Origin of the sequence: Myroides odoratimimus (genome assembly GCF_004337635.1) — a bacterium.
Lineage (GTDB): Bacteria > Bacteroidota > Bacteroidia > Flavobacteriales > Flavobacteriaceae > Flavobacterium > Flavobacterium odoratimimum.
In genome coordinates, this window is record NZ_CP037427.1 from 507,544 (window position 1) to 529,019 (window position 21,476).

The window sequence follows — 21,476 nt, forward strand, 5'->3', positions numbered from 1 at the left end:
TCTTCTTCTTAAACGTTTAAACGATTATTTTTTGTCTTTAGGACGTTTTGCTCCGTATTTAGATCTTCTTTGTGTTCTACCGTTTACTCCAGCAGTATCCAAAGCTCCACGTACGATGTGGTATCTAACACCTGGCAAATCTTTTACCCTTCCACCTCTAACTAATACTATCGAGTGCTCTTGTAAATTGTGTCCTTCTCCTGGGATGTATGCGTTTACTTCATTACCATTTGTTAAACGTACCCTTGCAACTTTACGCATTGCAGAGTTTGGTTTTTTAGGTGTAGTAGTATAAACACGCGTACAAACTCCTCTTCTTTGAGGACAAGAATCCAAAGCAACCGATTTACTCTTCTTAGTCAATTGGGTTCTCCCTGTTCTTACTAATTGTTGAATTGTTGGCATAATGTTTATTAATAATTTCTACAATATATTATTCCGCACTATATACGGGGTTGCAAATGTATAACTATTTTTTATTTATTCAAACCTCAAAGCATTAATTTTCAACATAATTAATTTTTTTTATCAACAATTCTCCTTTTACCTCTTTTTTTCTCTTTATACGATAGTTATTCAAAAGTTATCAACATTATTGCTCTTTCTTTTTAGCAATCTAGCATTAGTTCTAAATCTTCTCTTTCACTATTCAATAGTACCCAAAAAAACAGACCTTATCTCTCTTCTCTCCTTTTATATATCACCACAAAAAATATTTCACTTTACAGCTTTAAGACTCAATAACATATCTCCTATTATATATTATAGTATATACTACCTAATATTTTTATAAATACCACTAAACTCAAATACTTAAAATCTATCTTTGCACGTTTTTTTAAATTATATTATAAGTAACTTTGCCCCATGGAACAGGACAATCAGATATTTGGTATTCGTGCAATCATCGAAGCCATAGAAGCAGGAAAAGATATAGATAAGGTATTCATACAGAAAGAAGCTTCTGGAGAGTTAATGAGTTCTCTTCTTAAGACACTAAAGAAGAACAACGTAAACTTCTCTTATGTACCTATCGAGAAACTAAATAAACTAACTAATAAAAACCATCAAGGAGCTGTAGCGAATATCTCCCCTATCTCTTTTACTTCATTAGAAGTACTAGTAGAAGGTGTATTAGAGAAAAAAGAGAAACCTCTTTTCGTTATCCTTGATCAGATATCAGACGCTCGTAACTTCGGTGCTATTATACGTACTGCTGTATGCTGTGGTGCAGATGGTATCATCATATCTAAGAATGGAGCTGCTCCAGTAAACGGAGATACTGTAAAAACATCTGCGGGTGCTGTATTTAATATTCCTATCTGTAAAGTAGATCATATTAAGGATGCTGTATTCTATCTACAGGGGTCTGGTGTAATAACACTAGGTGCAACAGAGAAAGCAGAAAAAGAAATCTATGATGTAGATCTAAATGTACCTGTAACGATCATTATGGGAAGTGAAGATAAAGGTATCAACCCATCTGTACTTAAAATCATAGACGAGAAAGCAAAGTTACCGATGTTTAGCACAATAGATTCACTAAACGTATCTGTAGCTTGTGGAGCATTTTTATACGAAACAATCAGACAAAGAAGATAAGATTTGAAAGACGTAAAGGTATTATTAAAGAAGCCTAACTACCCTGTTAGCGATGAGTTCATGGCATACTTAACCAAGTATAAGCGCACTACTAAGACTAGTGTGATCTATGATGACTTATTGCGATTCAGTGGTTATATCAATATCGAGGACAGTAACGGTAATGATACACTGTGGTTACGTGTATATTATCCAGAGTTCGAGTATAAAGAGATAGAAGCTAGCCTTACTAAGATATATACCTTACTTCACTCTGATGGTGACATCGAGACACTACAGTATCTAACTATTGATCATATTGACTTTTGTTCGTTTGGTAATTCTAAACCATTCCGAGTGAAAGTTCGAAATATACTCAATGACAACATCACCAACTTCTATGTAAAGAGAGCCGATGCCTCACGCATATACGGATTAGAACTAGAAGAGATGCTGTCTCCGAATACGATGAACTATCTCGTACACAATGACACCTTAATAGAAGAACACATATTAGGTATACCTGCTGATGTATTTATCACAAATCACCTACCTAAATGTACTGAAAGTGAAAAATCACAGATCGCTAAAGAGTTTGTCAAGTTTAATGAACGCTGTATGATCGGTCTACTGGGTGATATGAGATCTTATAATTTCGTCATTATACCTACTCATGACTTCGATCAGGTAGTCTATAGAATCAGAGCTATCGACTTCGATCAGCAGAACTATGAAGGTAACCTCAAGTTCTACCTTCCTCAGTTCTTTAAAGAGAACTATACTATCGTGAAGATGGTATTAGAGAAACTAAAACATACTTCGATAGAACAGTATCGACGAGAAGTGAGGTCTGTGATTGTAAGAAGAGTACTGAGTAACAAAGAGAGACTAGACGAACTGATCCACGTGATGATACAGGATACAGTCTCTACTCCAGAACATGTAGAAGAGTTAAAAACGTCCTTACACAAATTAACTCATGAGAAGTCTTTCAAATATTGTAAAAATATGGGAGAGATACTCGAAACAGCAATAGACTTCGTAGTCAAAAACTATAAAAGCACCTTCTAAGGTGCTTTTATAGTTTATATCGTTATCTGATTTGATACTGAGAGATCAGTACTGGTAGTGTCTTTCTATAAGGATCTTTACTCTTCTTTTGTTTCGGTATGATAATAAAGTTGCCATGCTCATCGAAGCACCTCATAAAGGGGTCTGACTGAGGATCAAAGTTAGGGTCTTGCCACTCATACTTATACCCCTGCTCTATATGCTCAGGAGAAGAAACTACAAAACTAAGAATCAATCCTGTCAAAAAACCACTCAAATGTCCTTCCCACGAAATACCGCTCTCTACATGGGGAAACATATACCACACCGTACCACCATATAGCACTACGATAACTAGCGATAATGCCATCAGTCTATAATATCGCGTCTGTACTCCCTTAAAGAACATAAAGCTCACTAGCACATAGACTAATCCACTAGCTCCGATATGATAACTATCTCTACCTATCAACCATGTACCGAAACCTGATAGCAGAATCCCTAAGATCAGTACCACCAACGCTTGTTTCTTATAAAAATACTGCAACATTAATAGCAGTGCAAAGAGGGCTATAGAGTTATTATACAAATGCTTTATCCCACCATGTATAAAAGGACTAAACACAATTCCCCTTAACCCCACTACCGTTCTCGGCAATACGCCATACTCGTGTAACTCATAAAAATTATTCCAATCCATCCAATACACTCCCCATATCAGTACAACGACGAATAAGGGTAGTAAAATTAGATTAATAGATAATGGAGGTAATTTCTCTTTACTCATATATTCATTCCTTTCTCCTTAAGTACATCTTATTATATAAGGTGCATATTTATTCCCTATACAAAATCTATCCATAAACACCCCTTGTAATGAAAGGCTATTATACATAGTACTCAAATTTTATATAGGTTAAATATAACTCATTTTATAACGAATTGTTTTTTCATTCACACCATTTTAGCATTGAGACGAGTATCACCCTCCTCAAAAGTATCTCTATTTAGTAACTATCATCTAAAAAAAGCAATTCACTTTTTTATTTATAATCACAAATTCAGGTCTAAAAAAGAACAATAAACAATATCATTACCTCTTTTTTTTTGAAAAAAGGTCCAAAACAAGTCCATAATCCCTAAATCAGTAAAAAAACAAATCATTTTTTTTATTCAACAAAACAAACAAAAGACTAAATATCAACCAATTACACAACACCCCTTAAAAAACAAAATATTGAAAACATACCGCCAGCCTAGTAAAATAGGCTCTTAATTTGAATTCCTTGGACAATAATAGGACAATAAGCAATGAATACTGGACTAGAGAAGCCCTTTGTCCAAGAATACTTCTTCTATACTCCCCGCATTCTCCTTCAAGTAAGAATAAACATCAACATTAGCTTATGCACAGATATTCATGCTCTAATCAATAACTACTGCGCCTTAAACATTCCATTACTGAAAAACATCGTTATCTAAAAAAGAGATTGTATTTTTGTGAGAAGAGATTTAATTACGATAATGGAAGCACCTTTAGCAGAACGAGTACGCCCACATACACTGAGTGACTATGTCAGTCAAGAACACCTCGTGGGAGAGAATGGTATCTTAACGAATCAGTTAAAAGTTGGGTTTATCCCATCCTTAATCTTTTGGGGACCTCCAGGTACAGGCAAAACTACTCTGGCAGAGATTATCGCAAAAGAAAGCGAGAGACTCTTCTATGTATTGAGCGCAATTAACTCAGGGGTTAAAGATATCAGAGAAGTAATCGAGAAGGCAAAGTCTAACAGTGGTCTATTCACTGCTAGGAACCCTATCCTATTCATCGATGAGATACACCGCTTTAGTAAATCTCAACAAGACTCTCTACTAGCTGCAGTAGAGCGTGGCTGGGTCACGCTAATCGGTGCTACAACAGAGAATCCGAGCTTCGAAGTTATCCCTGCTCTCCTCTCTAGATGTCAGGTCTACACACTTAATGCGTTTACAAAAGAAGACCTACAGCACCTCCTAGAGCGCGCTATGAATAAAGATCTATTCTTAAAAAAGAAAAAGATAACCCTGACAGAGACAGAAGCTCTATTTAGAATATCAGGTGGAGATGGTCGTAAGCTACTAAACACCTTCGAGCTTATCATCAATGCTACTCATGATGACGAGATAGAAATCACCAATGAACGCGTAATGCAAGTAGTACAAAAGAATACTGTACTATATGATAAGACTGGTGAGCAGCACTATGATATCGTATCTGCTTTTATCAAGTCTATCAGAGGTAGTGACCCTAATGGGGCTGTATATTGGTTGGCAAGAATGATAGAGGGTGGTGAAGATGTGAAGTTCATCGCACGAAGATTACTTATAGCTGCATCAGAAGATATCGGGAATGCTAATCCGACTGCACTCATTATGGCAAACAATACCTTCCAGGCTGTGTCTGTCATAGGATACCCTGAGAGTAGAATACTACTTAGTCAGTGTGCTATCTATCTAGCTACATCCCCTAAGAGTAACTCTACCTATCTAGCGATAGGCAAAGCACAACAACTCGTCAAACAAACAGGTGACTTATCTGTACCTATACACTTAAGGAATGCACCTACTAAACTAATGAAAGAACTAGGGTATGGCAAAGAGTACTTATACTCTCATGACTATACAAATAACTTCGTAGAACAAGAGTTCCTACCAGACGAACTAGAGGGCACTGTACTCTATGAGCCTGGTGTAAACAATAGAGAGAATAGCACTCGAGAGTTCTTACGCAACAGATGGCAATTTAAATACAACTATTAAATAGAAAGACCTGCTTATAGCAGGTCTTTTAGTTCTATTAATTTCTGTACGTGATAGATCTGAGGTGTTACTTTTTCTTTTGATTGGCTGTAGTAGATTGCATCCATTCCTACGCCTAGCGCTCCTTCTATATCCGCTAAGAAGTTATCACCTATCATCACAGAGTCTTTCACCCCTGCCTTTGCTTTATCTAAAGCGTAATTAAATATCTCAGGATTTGGCTTACTCACTCCAGCCATTTCAGAATTAGTCACTGTCTGAAAATAATCTGATATTCCTGATCGATCTAACTTTTTGCCTTGTACTTCATTAAAACCGTTGGTAATAATATGAAGTTTATACTTATCTTGTAAATAGTCAAGTACTTCTATCGCACCATCAAATAAATAATTATGATTAGGCATAGCCTTTAGATAATTATCCCCTAATAGTAACATCTCTTCTGTAGTAGACTGATACCCTAACTTAGCAAAGGTATCTCTGATTCTCCCTATTCTAAGCTCTTCTTTACTTACCTGATTTAGACTATACTTGTCCCAATACTCATTATTAATCGCAACATAGTGACTCAGAAAAGCCTCTGTACTAAAAGGTAATTTTAATTCTTCAATAACATCATTAAAAGCTAAAGCAGAGTTCTTCTCAAAATCCCATAAGGTATGGTCTAAATCAAAAAAGATATCTGTCTTACTTGTTAAGCTTTTTACTCCCATTTTTTATAATCTTTTGTTTGAATTACAAAAGTAGGTATTTTAGAACTAAATCTACTTATAAAATACTCTCATCTGCAAAGCTATAATAACTGTATTCCGTAATAATCAAATGATCTAGTAACTGTATGTCCATAATACGCCCAGCTTCTTTAATCTTCTTAGTGATCTGTATATCTGCATCACTTGGCTTGACCTTACCACTAGGGTGATTATGCGTTAAGATTATCCCGACAGCCTTCTGCTCTAGTGCTGTCTGAAATAACAGTCTTATATCTACTACAGTACCTGTGATTCCTCCCTTGCTCAATGGAGCTTTATACTTCACCTTATTAGAATTATTCAGATAGAGTACCCAGAACTCTTCATGCTCTAGATCACCAATGATAGGATTAATTAGTTCAAACACATCACTGCTAGTAGTGATGATAGGTTCTTCTATACGCTCACTTAATCTCCTTCTCTGCCCTATCTCTAAAGCCGCAATAATCGCAATAGCTTTCGCTTCTCCTATTCCTTTAAACGCAGTGAGCTTAGAGATACTCTGTCTCGCTAATACGCTTAGATTATTGTTATACATCGCTAATATACGCTTACACAGCTCTACTGCAGACTCCTCTCTATGCCCTGATCCTATGAGTATAGCTAATAGTTCGGCGTCACTTAAGGAAGTCTTTCCCTTCAGCATTAGCTTTTCTCTAGGTCTATCATCTTCTGCCCATTGTTTGATCGTGATCTTTTGGTGTTCCATAGTCATTGTTTTATACTATTCTATCGTACAAAAACTAAACCTAATGAAGTTATTCTATATAAAGTTTGTATTAAAAAACAGTCAGTATTCAAACAAAAAAAGGTTATCAAATACAGCTGTACTTGATAACCTCTTTAATAGTATTATAATAATAACGTATGCCGTCTATTTATTCTTTACTTTCTCACTAAAAGCTTGCATATCTAATCCACCATAGTTACCTGAACTCATGAATAACAATACAGCATTGCTTAAGTCTAATTGCTCTAAATATTGTTTAAAATCAGCAGCGTTAGTATACGTAGCTAACCCTGGTCTATTAAATGCCGTTTGCATTTGCTCTTGAGAGATCTCTGGCATATTCTTAATCTTAAGCGCATCTAAAGAATAGAATACCACTGCTTCGTCTGCCTTAGCTAACGCACCTTCATACTGTGATAAGAAAGCCGAGTTAAGGCTACTATATGTATGTAGTTCTAGACATGCGATTACTTTCTTATTAGGGTACTGTGCCTTCACTGCTTCTGTTGTAGCGATCACTTTACTCGGTGAATGTGCAAAGTCTTTATAGATTACTGTCTGTTCTGTCTCTACTAACTTCTCTAATCTCTTAGATGCTCCTTTAAATGATGCGATAGCTTCGTAGAAATCTTCTTCATCTATCCCCATATTCTGACAGATCCACTTCGCTCCACTTATATTACTAAGGTTGTGCTTACCAAAAACCTCTAACGGCATAGGCCCGTCATTCGTATCTAAATAGGTCTGCTCATTCTCGATAGTATAAGAAGGTGTAGTATAAGGTATCTTTCTAATCGGATTAGTAGCTTCTTCTACTAGTTGGTTTACCACAGCGTCTTCTTCGTTATAGACTAAGATTCCACCATTCACTAACTTTCCAATAAAAATCTTAAACTGCTCTACATAGTTTTCAAAAGTTGGGAATACATTGATATGATCCCATGCGATACCACTTAACAAGGCGATATTCGGCTGGTAGATATGAAACTTAGGACGAAGATCTAATGCTGATGATAGGTATTCATCACCTTCTATTAACATAAATTCATTATCTGAAGTAAGGTTTACCATTCTATCGAAGCCTTCTAACTGTGCCCCTACTAGATAATCTACTTCTACATTATGATAATGCATCACATGTAATATCATAGAAGTAATGGTAGTCTTACCATGAGACCCACTTATCACTACACGTGTTTTATTCTTAGAATGTTCGTAGATAAACTCAGGGTAAGAATAAATAGTCAGTCCTAATTCTTTTGCTTTTAGCAATTCTGGGTTATCCCCCTTAGCATGCATCCCTAGAATAATAACGTCTATCTCTTCTGTTATCTTCTCTGGGAACCACCCTTCTTCTTTTGGTAATAATCCCTTAGCTTCTAATCTAGACTTAGAAGGTTCAAATATAGTGTCATCACTACCTGTTACAATATCTCCTTTTGCATGTAAGGCTAATGCCAAATTGTGCATTGCACTTCCTCCGATTGCGATAAAATGTATACGCATTATATAAGTTTTTTACTGTCAATTCTACTAGTTGTAAAATTACAATTTAAATAACAATATGAAATTCTTTTTCTTTATATTACATTCAATTTTTAGCTAATATACCATGCAACATGATAAATCCTATTACGAAATAAACAACAACAGAGATACGAGTCTTGTTTACTACATTATCTCCTTTGTATGTTCGGTTATTGCATTCTTTATCTGTTGGATTCCTTTTGTCAATTTTATCTCTATCTTTTTTAGCCTTATTGGTCTTGCCTTCGGAATCGCAGCCTATCGAAGAGCTAAAAAAGCTCTTGTCAGTACTACTATGCCCTTAGTTGCTATTATTATTTCACTGTTTCCACTAGTAATCTCTATAGGCACTACATCGGTACTACTCATCTATATCAATAAATAGATACTTTATAAATATAAAAAGCTCAAGTGACCTTGAGCTTTTTTCATTCTTAATAATTCAGTCCTAAATACTTTCTGAAGTAACCACATTCTTTAATTACTTCTTGGTAATATTTTGTATCACTATACTTAGCAGCTAATTCTGAGAAGCCATTCCACTTCTTAAACATGACATCATCACCCCATGCTCCCATATAATAATCCTTATTATGATAGGTCTGTACATAGAATTCATTTCGCTCAAGCTTAGCATCGAAGTAAGCTAGCTTTGCTTTTTCTTCTTTTGTAGTCGCATATTGCTTAGCTATCGTATAGTACTTTCTAGCATTATTCATATTCAAGATGCTAGATTTATTCTCCATACTGATACTATTACTGCCATACTCATCCCAAATACTGTTATAATACAATACGCGTGCATTACCAAAATATGTAGCATTATAATAAGCATTACCTACTAAAAGTGCATTGCTAAATACATCTTTACCATTAGCAATATTTGCCTTCATATCTCTTAGTTTCTCTAAGAATGATAGCTTCGTATATACCGTAGTCTGCTTAGCTGCATGATCACAATCGTTACAGTCCTTGATCTTTCCGTTAAATGGATTACCTAAAAGAGTAGCTGTGTTATACATCAACACCGTGTACTCATCATCATAGGTATTCTTCTTCTTGATAGGTTCTGCCTTCTTCATCTCTACAATAGCTTCATCTATCTTATCTTCATAAAACAAATGAATCGCTCTACTCTCATAAATATCACTAAGATTATATTGATATAAAGATGTAAACAACTTTTCTATCTCTGAATGATTCGTTTTTAACAAGAAACTCTCCATAGCACTAGATTGCTTCTTATCTTTATAAAAAGCTACACCTTGAGAGTTTAATATCTCTGCCATGATAGCATTGCCTTGCTCTTTATAAGTAGCTGATAAAAACTGTCTAATCCAACCTGCTGCGTACTCATATCTAAAAGGATCACTATAGCCATTCTTCACTAGCTCTGTATAAACCCATTTCAGTTCTGGCAATAGTTTTTCTTCTGTACTCTTATCTAATTTTTTGACTTGAGACACTGTATTAATCAAGGCAAATAATCTGATTTGCTCTGCTAATAATTTATCTCCTTTTTTAGAATAATCACTTGCTTCCTCTATTTGCTTAGTGGCACTCTTGTACTCTCCTTGGAAGATATCCATATACCCTGCTGCTAACTTCCACAACACTGGATTAGCAACTTCTTGTGGTTTATCCGCGACAGACTTTATCCACTTCAGTGTATTCTGATCTATCTTCTTCTTAATCGCCTTGAAATACTCATCACGAGATTTAAAACTACTTTCTGCAAATACATTCACTTCCTGCTCTTGCATGTTCACCCATCTCGTCAAGATGTAATCTATATGCGGGCTCTTCGGGTTAACCTCATAGGCACGCTTCATAGATTCACCAAGGTCATCATAGTATCCCATTATAGACCATATCGCTGCTTTCACATCTCTATCTTCTGTATTCTCCACTATTTTTGTAATGGCAACTTTATCAAGAGGCTTAAAGTTATACAAGGCTACTTGACGCATAGAAGGTTCTCTATCAAAAACAGTAGCATATAATAGGTTTGACTTCGCAAAATTAGCTTGTTCATAATACGCCCCTGCTACATAAGACATCGCTCTATAATACAGTGTATTCTGAGGTTGACTACTCGCTGTAGAGTCGAAATAAGCAATCACACTACTCTTATCTACTGAGTAGAACTTAGCTTTCATCACCTGAAACCACATTCTATTAGCAAAAAAAGTATCCTTCTTATCCATCTTCTCATAGAAGCTCTGTACTTTATTAGCATAGTCTGTTGGCAATTGCTCTTTGACTTGTTGCTCATAGTTCCAATACTCGAACTCTTGAGCTGAATATTGTTCTACTGTTTTGGCAAAGTTTAGAAAGTTAATAAAGTTCTCTACTTTCTTATTCTTTAAGTCTAAGTCATAGATACTACTTCGTTTCTTTCCTTTTCGCAGTTCGCTATATATAGTATACATCGTGTCTATCTCAAACTCATTAGACACTAAACATTCCTTCACTACATCCGCTGGTACAGTATTCCCTAAATATTGTGTCCACTCCTTAACAATATCCTCATTATACATACCTGCGTTATACATGTATGCACCATCATAGAACTTCTCATAAGGTGCAAAAAACAAAGGCTTATATGAGTTATCTACAAATGCTTCTGGTGTAAAACTTGAAACAGAGGAATAACTCCACCACCCATCAGCACATCCGTATGAGTATACACCAGCTCCTAACAGCAGTGACAAGCTACTCGCATACAACAATCTTTTTCCAAACTTCTTTTTCATAATAAGGGATATTTCTTGAATTTAAATCATATAGTATAATTTCAGAGGGGCACTTCCCACTTGCCTTCTCTAAGTCTTTTTTCATCTCTAACAACTGTGCACTAGTAGTCGTTTCTACTTTTATCTGGTCGCCCACTAAAAACAATTGTCCAAAATACATTCCTTCTTTTGTCACACTATATCTAGTCTCGTCTATTCTTTTAAAAGCACTTATTTTATCCACTTCATCTGTACGAACTCTACTGATCAAGCGAACTACTTTATTAGCTCTAGTATGTACTACCCATGAATAAATAGGAAAAGCATACTTCAGTTCTAAAGGATAATCGGCCAATGCACCTATATATTTGCTCCCTATATTACGGTCGTAAATAGAGTTTAAAGAATCTGCTGAGATAGTTCCCATATTATAGTACATCAGTACACCATAGTCTACTTTAGGTATTCCGGTCTTAGCAGCGTACTTCACTTGGTGTAGTCTAATCGTAGATGACACCTTCCACTGGCTGGCTTTCTTAATCGACTCTATTAATTCAAAAAAAGAATCCTTACTCTTTAAGCTCCAATCACAGTCTAGTTGTATCTCGCTTATCTGTATATGGTTGTGTTTATTAATCTGATTGATATAGTCTATTATCTTTTTTGACAATTCTCTATCTACCTTACTATTCACTAAGACTTCATTCTTTATGTATACAACAGGAACAATCTCTACATCAGGGATAGAGTCTTTAAACAGTATAGGTCGTATAGGTATAGGAGAGTCTCCTTGTAGTCCAATATCAAAATAGCGAATATAAAGCTTGTCCACTTCTAACTCTTTAAGCGTAGTACTTTCTAGTGAGTCTAACTGAAAGTTAGTTCTCCAATAGTAAAAAGACAACTTCGTCTGCAAGTCCTTATCTCCCTTAGAGACACAACTAACCAAGAATATTAAACAGATAAATAACACATACCTTTTCATGATGTAAACTTAATTCAGGAAACATTTATGCACAAAAAAAAACGCCTAAATAATTTAGGCGTTTTGTGAATTTTAACTAAACGAACTATTTTACAATAGTCATCTCGTCTACAATATGTTTAGCGTCAGCGAACTTATCTATAATGAATAGTACGTAACGAATATCTACGTTAATTGTACGTTGTAATTTAGGGTCATAAATAACGTCTCCTGCCATAGCTTCGATATTACCATCAAACGCAAGTCCGATTAATTCTCCTTTTCCATTTAATACTGGAGAACCTGAGTTACCTCCCGTGATATCATGGTTAGTCAAGAAGTTTACAGGCATATGTCCTGCTTTATCAGCATACACACCATAATCTTTCTTATTATATAAGTCGATTAGTTTTTGTGGTGCTTCGAACTCTTCATCACCAACTTTATGTTTAGCAACTGTACCTTTTAAAGTAGTAAACCAGTTCTCTGCAGCATCATTTACTTTATTTCCTCTTGGTAGGTCTTTTACAGTACCATAAGTTAAGCGTAAAGTAGAGTTTGCATCTGGATAGTACTTACCTGTAGGATTACTTTTTTGTACTCCATCTACAAACAATCTATATGCTTTTTGGAACCTATCTTCTAATGCAGTTACATTATCAGGCATAGCTCTATAATGATCCATGATAGCTACAGATAACTTCAACATAGGATCACGAGAAATAGTCACTCCTTTAGGATCTGCTAAGAAAGCATCGATAGCTTCTTGGTTAGCAAACACACTCTTTTCAAAAATCTCATCTACATACTTTTCAAAATCACCATTGTATTCTTTGTTGATTTCTGCTACATAAGGAGCAATTGCATATCCTGTAGATTTAGTTGCATAAAGAGCTAATTGTTTAGCTAACATTTCTCTTTCTAATGGCTCATAAGTACTACCATAGATACTCTTAATGTACTCTTTAAACTCAGGTAACATCTCAGCACGTTTCTTATCATCACCAGCAGCATATGCTTCCATACCTCCAGCTAAACGATATGGTGCAGCTACTAAATTAGAAGTACGCAACATTGTCATTAAGTAATTATCATGACGAGACTTCTCATTAGTCGCTTTGTACCAAGCATTAATATCAGCTATTACATTTCCGTATTTAGCAGCGTTCTCTTTTTTAGAAGCCCATTTATGGAAATCTTTTTCAGCTTTTGTTTTAGTTGCTACAGTCTGATGTTGAGTCAATGCATCAATCATACCTTGACGGTTCTTCCAGTAGTTAGCTACACCTGCATATTTAGATGCATAGTTAAGACGTACTGCATCGTTTGTAGCCATGTATTTCTTCATTACATCCATCCCTAACTTAGATCCTTCAACCCAAGCTGGATAAGCGAACTTAATATTTTGCTCTACTCCTTGTGCAGGCATCCATCTATTAGTTCTACCTGGATATCCTAATATCATAGAGAAGTCACCTTCTTTAATACCTGTGATAGATACTGGTAAGTGGTGTTTAGGAACCATTGGTACATTATCAGCAGAATACTCTGCAGGGTTACCATCTTTATCAGTGTACACACGGAATAAAGAGAAGTCACCTGTATGACGTGGCCATTCCCAGTTATCAGTATCACCTCCGAACTTACCAATGCTGTTAGGAGGGGTTCCTACTAAACGAACATCATTGTAATCTTGGTATACAAAATAGTAGAACTCGTTACCTTGGAAGAATGATTTTACAGAAACAGTATATTTTCCATCACCATCATTCTCTTTTTGAATCTTAGCGATCTCTTGGTTGATTGCTTTCTCTCTTTCAACTTCAGACATCTTATCATTAACAACGCTTAAGATACGCTTTGTTACATTGTCCATTCTTACAAAGAAACGAACAGAAAGCCCTTTAGCAGCTCTCTCACTAGCTTTGTCTTTTGCCCAGAATCCATTCGTTAAGATATCGTCTTCTGGTGTAGATAATTTAGCTATTTTATCATATCCACAGTGGTGGTTAGTCAATACCAAACCTTGATTAGATACAATCTCTGCTGTACATCCTCCATCAAATTGTATAATAGCATCTTTCAACGAATGATTATTGATACTATATATTTCTTCAGATGTCAACTGTAGTCCCATCTTCTCCATATCGCGCTGGTTTAAACGCTCTATGAACATTAAGAACCACATCCCTTCATCAGCCTTTACCGTCGTAGGTATCGCTAATATGAATGCAGTTAAAAATAAAACGATTTTTTTCATATTAATTAGTATGTTAGAAATGCGAAGATAAATTTAATTCTATAAATCTTCCTCAATTGTTGTAATTATTCTTTGCCTGGTGATTGCTTATCAGATGTTAACTTTTCCTCTCTACAAGCGTCTAAAGGAATATTATTATGGTTATCATATCGATTCTGTAACTCATCTACTACAGACTTATCCCATAACTTTATCCCTGTAATATAAGCCGTTCTTGCGATTAAGAATGCAGCTACTGGTGACGTAATAAACAAGAAAAAGATAATAGCTAACACTTTAGTCGTTGTCGAAAACTCAGCAAAATGAATAGCTGCTGCTGTAAGAATACAACCTATACCTAAAGTCGCTGCCTTAATCGTAATAGATAGTCTTGTATAAAAGTCAGGCATACGTACGATCCCAATAGAAGCAATCAATACGAATACCGCTCCTATAGTACTTAATATCATTATAAAAATATCAATCATCTCTATTCCTTTTTAATAAATAATAGGCAAAAGCCACTGTACTCAAGAATGCTATTAATGCCAATATCATTGCTACGTCTAAGAATATTGGGTCATTAGCAATCAAGCTAAACACCCCGATAACCCCAACCCCTACTGTAATCAATAAGTCAAGAGCAACTACCCTATCCGATACACTTGGTCCTTTTAGAAATCTTATAAATATGAAGATTAAAGACAAGCTAATGATAGGCATTATTACATATATTAAATAATCTTCTACTGTCATCGCAATATCTCTAATAGTTTAGTTTCTGTTCTCTCTTTCATATTTTTAATAAACTTGTGTTTATCTCTCAAATACATAGTATGTATATAAACATAACTTTTATCTTCCGCAATATCGATCACCATAGTACCTGGAGTTAAGGCAATGATATTGGTCAACATCGTAATCTCAAAATCTGTCTTAGCATCTAGATTGTACTTAATGATACCAGGTGTCGTATGATAATTAGGTGTCATTACATCTATCGCCACACGTAAGTTAGCCTCCATCATATCATAAATAAAATAGAGAATAAAGATCATAATCTTCGGTACACGATAAAAGTATTCCTTATCTGCTTGCTTAGATCGTCTTGTTAACATCCATAAAATAAAGAATCCTGCCGCACCTCCAAAGATGAAGTTAGAATAATTTAACTGTCCTGTTAAAGCAACCCAGACAAATGTCAATAATAAATTAAGTAAAAAATACTTCAACATAATCTGCTTATTTTAAATGATGCATTACTGATTCTATATAGATTGACGGATTCATTAGTTCGTATGCTACACGTTCTGCTACTTTAAATACAAAAGAAGCATTAAACCCAATCAACAGAGATACTACAGCTAATCCAATAACTGGTAATACTAAAGCTATTTTACCTCTAGTATGGAACGGTGCGAAATAGTCTACCTCTTCCGCATTCGGCTTTGGCAAATCTTTCCAAAACACTTCTGACCAAATACGAGCTACAATAAATAAAGTAATAAAGCTCGCAAATATCAAGGTACCTAATAACACATAACTCTCCTGCTTAAAGGCCTCCTGAAACAAAAGAATCTTTGGCCAGAACCCAGACAACGGTGGTATACCTGCTAGAGAGAATAGGATAATCGCAAAGACGATAGACAACTTAGGGTAATCCTTATAGAACCCTCCTAATCGATAAATGTCTTGCGTTACACGTATCTTTTGTATCAGACCACTCATCATAAAGAAGTTACTCTTCACAATAACATCGTGGATTAGATAGAACACTACTCCTACAAAAGCTAGCTCTGTATAGATACCAATACCTGCTATCAGATACCCTATATGACAAACAATAAAGTAAGATAATATTCTTCTAATATTACGCTTATTGATCACCCCTAGTGCTCCACTTATCATGGTAAGAATAGCAATAACTATAAATACTTGTAATACAAAATCATCAGGTTCGAATACTACTGTGAATACTCTTATCATAGAATACACTCCCATCTTAGTCAACAATCCTCCAAACACAGCACCGATAGCTGATGGTGGTGTATGATAAGACGATGGCAACCAGAAGTACATTGGGAACACTGCTGACTTAATACCAAAACCAACAAAGAACAACAATGCGGTTACTGTTACTAATCCTCTATTCTCCACTGCTGCTACATGTTCAGGTAGGTCTGCAATATTCAAACTACCTGTTATTCCATATAGAATCCCGATGGCTGTTAAGAAGATTACCGAAGCTAACATATTCATTGTTACATACTTCACAGCACCTTCCATCTGTCTCTTTTTTCCTCCTAATGTCAATAAAACAAAAGAAGAAATAATCACTACTTCAAACCACACATAAAGATTAAATATATCTCCTGTCAAAAAGGCTCCCATCAACCCCATAATTAGGAAGTGATAGATAAAGAAGTGTCCATATCGTATACGGCTAATATTAGTCGCAGCCGTTGAGTATATACCTACAGCTAATGACACTATAGCAGTAAGCATCACCATCGTAGCGCTCAACATATCACCTACGAAGGTAATTCCAAATGGTGCTTCCCAGCCTCCCATTTGTAAAGTCATATTTCCATTTTCCCATATTAGGGTAAACAACCTCAAACTCACAAAGAAGCCGATGATGTTACCTATTACACTCACAGTCTTCTGTGCCTGTACATTCTTCCAGAAGAACAACAGTACAATAGCCGTCAGCATATGTGCTAATATAGGAGCTAATATAAAGTTCGAAATCATATATCTAAATCTTGGATATTAAGTGAATCTAAATCATCAGTTCCTGTTGTCTCATGTACTTTCTTCAATAGAATAATAGCAAAAGCTGTCAACCCAAAACTAATAACTATGGCTGTCAAGATTAGTGCTTGGGGCACTGGGTCTGCATATACATCTGTAAAATGCTTACTCTCTCCGTTAATGATTGGTGCTTTCCCTTTGGTTAACTCTCCCATTAAGAAGATCAATATATTGGCGCCATTACCTAGCATCATAAACCCTAAAAGTAACTTAACCATGCTTCTACGCAAGATTAAGTATATACCTGCAGAATATAAGATTCCAACTAATAATACTAATAGTAATTCCATACTTATCTCTTTTATTCACTTTCTGAAATAGTTAATAATATAGTTAGCACAACACCAACTACCACTAAATAGACTCCAATATCAAAAAACAAGGCAGTCCCCACTGAGCCTATAACTGCTACATTATCTGCGAACCATACTCCTGTCATAAAAGGTCTTCCCAATATCACAGGCAAAAAACCACTTATAAAAGAAATTGTCAAGCCTATAGGTATCAACATACGTGGCGGAATCTGAAACAGTCTCAATGTTCTTCTAGTCGTATAAGCAAAAGCGTGTAACACAAATGCTATAGACGCTATCAATCCTCCAACAAAACCTCCTCCTGATAAATAATGTCCTCTCAGTAATACAAAAAGAGAGAATAATAATAACAGAGGCAATAAATAATTAGTCGCTGTCCTCAATATCGTTGAGTCCATCTTCTTTATATCGTACTTAGTCTTATTCTTCATCTTCTCTATATTTTAACATACTGAATACTCCTAATGCTGCGATAGATAATACTATCGTCTCTATCATGGTATCGAACCCTCTAAAGTCAACTAGAATAACATTCACCACGTTCTTACCTTTAGCTAGCACATATACGTTTTCTGCATAATATCTACTGATATCCTTATCTGCTGGAGATACTAAAGCTTGTAAAGTAATAATAGAAATCAAAACACCGAATGCAATAGAAATAACTGCATCTCTAAACTGTATCTTCCTATTACCTAGTTTTAAGAATGGAGGTAACTTAAACAGTACCAAAATAAATAGTACTGTAGTCAATGTATCAATAGCGAACTGCGTCATTCCTAAATCAGGCGCGCCGTAGAATACGAATATTAAACAGATACAATACCCTACTACTCCAGTAGCAGCTATCGCTGTCAATCTTGATGATGTATTTATTGCAAAGACAATTGCTACTACCGCAATTAAGAATACGACTAACTCATAAGCTCTAAACTCAGACAGCCCTGTCGTGTTCACACGTAGTGGCACATCTGCAAACAACTTATATCCCACTAGTCCCACTAAGAAAACGATGATTACAGCTAGATAAGATCTTAGATATCCATTATGGAAGATCCAAGTATAACGGTATGCTAGTACTCTAAAGAACTCTACGATGATAGAGAATATATTCTTAGGAGATACTTTCTCGAAGTTCTCTACCACACATAGTGGGTTCTTCCATCTCTTAAAGATGATATACACTATCGTACCCAGCACGATCGTACATCCACTTAATAATAGGCTAGTATTTACACCATGCCATATCGCTAGAGGCATCTCTACTACAGAACCATAAATAGCACTAAAGGTCGCTATGATGATTTCGTGATACGCTATAGCTGGTAATACTCCTAATAGTAAGGTAAAGAATCCTAATACTACAGGAGGAGCTATAAGTGCCCAATCAGGTTGATGAGAGATACAGACATTCTTAGTCGCTTTACCGAAGAAAGGTTTTATACCAATTAAGAAACCTGAGCCCGTCAAAAACACATTTGTGAAGAATAAGGCACCTACTAATATTATCGCTAAAGTCTCATCCATATAATGAAGTCCACTCTCATAGATCAACTCTTTCCCAATAAACCCAAAAGTCAGAGGAATACCTGCACATGATAATGCGGCAACAACAGCTGCAACACTTAACAGAGGGAAATACTTACGCAGTCCTCCCAACTCGTTAATATCACGGGTATGTAAAGCGTGATCTATAATACCTGTAATCAAGAAAAAAGCTGCTTTATACAATGCGTGTGCTAATACGAATACCGCCATAGCATATAGCGCTATCTGAGTACCTATCCCTAACAAGAACATTAATAGTCCTAAGGCAGATATAGTAGAGTAAGCTAATATTCCTTTCATATCTTTTCTAAAGACACTGTGAAAAGCGCCGAATAGCATCGTCACACCACCTACTACCAGTAAGATTGTGTTCCACTCCATCTTACCTCCTAGTATAGGAGTGAATCTAGCTACTAAATATACACCTGCCTTCACCATCGTAGCAGAGTGTAGATACGCTGATACAGGTGTAGGAGCCTTCATCGCTCCTGGTAACCAGAAGTGAAAAGGGAATTGTGCAGACTTAGTAAAAGCTGCTATGAATAAGAAAATGATAATTAATAAGTAGAAAGGACTCTCTCTTAACACATCACTCTGTCCTAATAACTCGTGTATAGAATATGTTCCGGATATAGTTCCTACTATGACACCAAAGGACAGTAAGAAGAATCCTCCTAACCCTGTAATGGCTAAAGCCCATAATGCACTCGTTCTAGATTCTTCTTCTTCATTATTAAAACCAATCAAGAAGAAAGAACTTATACTCGTAAGCTCCCAAAAAATAAACAAGGTAATTAGATTGTCAGAAGTAACGACTCCTAACATTGCTCCCATAAAAACAGTGAGGTAGCAAATAAAACGGTGTAACAGAGGATGCCCTCTTAAATAAGAAGAAGCATATAAATATACCAATGTTCCAATTCCAGAAATCAATAATCCAAACAAAAGTGATAGACCGTCTATTTTAAAGTCTAAATTGATACCTAATGAAGGAATCCATTCAGTGCTAAATAGGACACTATTAAATCCGTCTTTTACAGAACGTAAAAAAGATAATAGATATAAAAAAATTGAAAATGGAAGTAGGGATATTAATGCTACAAATTTAGTTTGTACAAACTTCTTTAGAAATAACACTCCGAAAGCAAGTACAAAAGTGAGAAAAATTAATGTTAGCATATTTTGTTTATTTCTCTAAATATATATTTTCAGTTTGATGTAAATATATACAAAAAAAATAAATTTTAACTTATAACTTGCCGTATAACAACAAATAACATCCACATTTTTCTCACCTTCACCCTGCCAATAGGGAATTAAAGGCAATTCCCTTAATTTAATCTTATTTATTCAACATTTCCCATAATTTATCCTTTAACTCCATTAGCCCTTGTTGAGCCACAGAAGAGATAAACATATATGGTACTCCATCTAATTCAGCATCTAGCTGTTCTTTTAATTCAGATTTTAACTCATCATCTAGCATATCACACTTAGTAACTACTAAAAGACGGTCTTTATCCAGCATTTCTGGATTATATCTTCTTAACTCATCTATTAAGATGTCATACTCTTTTTTAATATCATCAGCATCCGCAGGCACCATGAATAACAAAGTAGAGTTTCTCTCGATATGTCTTAAGAAGTAATGACCTAAACCTTTCCCTTCTGCAGCTCCTTCGATAATACCAGGAATATCTGCAATCACAAAAGATTTAAAATCTCTATACGACACGATACCTAAGTTAGGCTTCAGTGTTGTAAACGGATAATCCGCTATCTTTGGTTTAGCTGAAGTAAGTACAGATAGTAATGTAGATTTACCCGCATTAGGGAATCCTACTAATCCGACATCAGCTAATACTTTTAATTCTAATATCACATCTAGTTCTTCACTAGGCAACCCAGGTTGCGCATATCTAGGAGTCTGGTTAGTAGATGATCTAAAATGCCAGTTACCTAATCCTCCTTTACCTCCTTCGGCTACGATTCTCTTTTCACCGTGTTCAGTAATCTCGAATAATACTTCACCTGTCTCTTTGTCCTTCACTACAGTTCCTAATGGCACCTCGATAATTCTATCTTCTCCATCTGACCCTGTACTTCTAGAACTTCCCCCATCACCACCGTGACCTGCTTTAATATGACGTGCAAATTTAAGGTGAAATAAAGTCCATAAGCCTTCGTTTCCGACTATGTATACGTGACCTCCGCGACCTCCGTCACCACCATCAGGCCCACCTTTTTCAATAAACTTTTCTCTGTGTAAGTGTGTAGATCCTCTACCTCCCTTACCAGAAGCTACATATATCTTTACGTAATCGACAAAATTCCCTTCAGTCATTTCCTTTAATTTTTTTCGTCCTTATTGCACCATACAATAGGAATTGGGCGGCAAATGTAATATTTTTTAGCGAATG

20 protein-coding genes are annotated in these 21,476 nt (G+C 35.6%); 4 read left to right on the forward strand and 16 right to left on the reverse strand.

The genetic code is table 11. The features are described from left to right. Positions 1-24 precede the first annotated feature (24 nt). A complete protein-coding gene (gene rpsL / locus E0Z07_RS02485) occupies positions 25-405 on the reverse strand; it encodes a 30S ribosomal protein S12 (RefSeq protein WP_002987523.1) in 381 nt (126 codons plus the stop codon). A gap of 462 nt (positions 406-867) precedes the next feature. Between rpsL and rlmB the strand changes: the two genes are divergently transcribed. Together rlmB and E0Z07_RS02495 are read left to right on the forward strand one after the other, a co-directional pair. Beyond that, a complete protein-coding gene (gene rlmB, locus E0Z07_RS02490) occupies positions 868-1,602 on the forward strand; it encodes a 23S rRNA (guanosine(2251)-2'-O)-methyltransferase RlmB (protein ID WP_131540181.1) in 735 nt (244 codons plus the stop codon). A 3-nt stretch (positions 1,603-1,605) separates the two neighbouring features. Then, complete coding sequence (locus E0Z07_RS02495; protein ID WP_131540182.1) at positions 1,606-2,652, forward strand: hypothetical protein; 1,047 nt, start codon at positions 1,606-1,608, stop codon at positions 2,650-2,652. 22 nt (positions 2,653-2,674) lie between these two features. On the opposite strand, the gene E0Z07_RS02500 is transcribed toward E0Z07_RS02495, so the two are convergent. Beyond that, positions 2,675-3,418 carry a rhomboid family intramembrane serine protease gene (locus tag E0Z07_RS02500; protein WP_131540183.1) on the reverse strand — a complete coding sequence of 248 codons (744 nt, stop codon included), beginning with the start codon at positions 3,416-3,418 and terminating at the stop codon, positions 2,675-2,677. 737 nt (positions 3,419-4,155) lie between these two features. Here E0Z07_RS02500 and E0Z07_RS02505 point away from each other — a divergent pair. Further along, positions 4,156-5,433 (forward strand): replication-associated recombination protein A, encoded by a 1,278-nt coding sequence (locus tag E0Z07_RS02505; protein ID WP_131541069.1) that lies wholly within the window; start codon positions 4,156-4,158, stop codon positions 5,431-5,433. A 14-nt stretch (positions 5,434-5,447) separates the two neighbouring features. On the opposite strand, the gene E0Z07_RS02510 is transcribed toward E0Z07_RS02505, so the two are convergent. The 3 genes from E0Z07_RS02510 to E0Z07_RS02520 all read right to left on the reverse strand — a co-directional run bounded on the left by E0Z07_RS02510 (position 5,448) and on the right by E0Z07_RS02520 (position 8,421). Continuing rightward, a complete protein-coding gene (locus E0Z07_RS02510) occupies positions 5,448-6,146 on the reverse strand; it encodes a YjjG family noncanonical pyrimidine nucleotidase (protein ID WP_131540184.1) in 699 nt (232 codons plus the stop codon). Positions 6,147-6,201: 55 nt separating this feature from the next. Then, entirely contained in the window at positions 6,202-6,894 is a 693-nt protein-coding gene (gene radC, locus E0Z07_RS02515) for a RadC family protein (RefSeq protein WP_131540185.1), read from the reverse strand. A 165-nt stretch (positions 6,895-7,059) separates the two neighbouring features. After that, positions 7,060-8,421 carry a UDP-N-acetylmuramate--L-alanine ligase gene (locus E0Z07_RS02520; RefSeq protein WP_131540186.1) on the reverse strand — a complete coding sequence of 454 codons (1,362 nt, stop codon included), beginning with the start codon at positions 8,419-8,421 and terminating at the stop codon, positions 7,060-7,062. Between the two features lie 106 nt (positions 8,422-8,527). Between E0Z07_RS02520 and E0Z07_RS02525 the strand changes: the two genes are divergently transcribed. Beyond that, on the forward strand, positions 8,528-8,827 hold the full coding sequence (locus E0Z07_RS02525; protein WP_073145607.1) for a hypothetical protein: 300 nt from the start codon (positions 8,528-8,530) through the stop codon (positions 8,825-8,827). Between the two features lie 49 nt (positions 8,828-8,876). Here E0Z07_RS02525 and E0Z07_RS02530 read toward each other — a convergent pair whose 3' ends face one another. From E0Z07_RS02530 to obgE, 11 genes are all read right to left on the reverse strand, one after another. Next, a complete protein-coding gene (locus tag E0Z07_RS02530) occupies positions 8,877-11,198 on the reverse strand; it encodes a hypothetical protein (RefSeq protein WP_131540187.1) in 2,322 nt (773 codons plus the stop codon). Continuing rightward, entirely contained in the window at positions 11,158-12,162 is a 1,005-nt protein-coding gene (locus tag E0Z07_RS02535) for a hypothetical protein (RefSeq protein WP_131540188.1), read from the reverse strand. The genes E0Z07_RS02530 and E0Z07_RS02535 overlap by 41 nt, the downstream gene beginning before the upstream one ends. Before the next feature lie 85 nt (positions 12,163-12,247). Beyond that, positions 12,248-14,401: a S46 family peptidase gene (locus E0Z07_RS02540; protein WP_131540189.1), complete on the reverse strand. Its 2,154-nt coding sequence runs from the start codon at positions 14,399-14,401 to the stop codon at positions 12,248-12,250. A gap of 65 nt (positions 14,402-14,466) precedes the next feature. After that, positions 14,467-14,868, reverse strand: a complete 402-nt coding sequence (mnhG, locus tag E0Z07_RS02545; RefSeq protein WP_131540190.1) for a monovalent cation/H(+) antiporter subunit G — start codon at positions 14,866-14,868, stop codon at positions 14,467-14,469. Continuing rightward, the gene (locus E0Z07_RS02550; RefSeq protein ID WP_006259512.1) at positions 14,861-15,136 is read right to left on the reverse strand and encodes a cation:proton antiporter; all 276 of its coding nucleotides are present in this window, start codon (positions 15,134-15,136) and stop codon (positions 14,861-14,863) included. The genes mnhG and E0Z07_RS02550 overlap by 8 nt, the downstream gene beginning before the upstream one ends. Continuing rightward, positions 15,133-15,615 carry a Na+/H+ antiporter subunit E gene (locus tag E0Z07_RS02555; RefSeq protein ID WP_006262079.1) on the reverse strand — a complete coding sequence of 161 codons (483 nt, stop codon included), beginning with the start codon at positions 15,613-15,615 and terminating at the stop codon, positions 15,133-15,135. Before E0Z07_RS02555 ends, E0Z07_RS02550 begins: the two co-directional genes overlap by 4 nt. A gap of 7 nt (positions 15,616-15,622) precedes the next feature. Next, the gene (locus E0Z07_RS02560; protein WP_006264730.1) at positions 15,623-17,134 is read right to left on the reverse strand and encodes a proton-conducting transporter transmembrane domain-containing protein; all 1,512 of its coding nucleotides are present in this window, start codon (positions 17,132-17,134) and stop codon (positions 15,623-15,625) included. After that, entirely contained in the window at positions 17,131-17,484 is a 354-nt protein-coding gene (locus E0Z07_RS02565) for a Na+/H+ antiporter subunit C (protein ID WP_006259515.1), read from the reverse strand. Before E0Z07_RS02565 ends, E0Z07_RS02560 begins: the two co-directional genes overlap by 4 nt. 11 nt (positions 17,485-17,495) lie before the next feature. Beyond that, a complete protein-coding gene (locus tag E0Z07_RS02570; RefSeq protein ID WP_006259516.1) occupies positions 17,496-17,939 on the reverse strand; it encodes a Na+/H+ antiporter subunit B in 444 nt (147 codons plus the stop codon). Continuing rightward, entirely contained in the window at positions 17,929-20,235 is a 2,307-nt protein-coding gene (mbhE, locus tag E0Z07_RS02575) for a hydrogen gas-evolving membrane-bound hydrogenase subunit E (RefSeq protein WP_131540191.1), read from the reverse strand. Before mbhE ends, E0Z07_RS02570 begins: the two co-directional genes overlap by 11 nt. A gap of 163 nt (positions 20,236-20,398) precedes the next feature. Then, entirely contained in the window at positions 20,399-21,400 is a 1,002-nt protein-coding gene (obgE, locus tag E0Z07_RS02580; RefSeq protein ID WP_006266952.1) for a GTPase ObgE, read from the reverse strand. Positions 21,401-21,476: the final 76 nt, after the last annotated feature.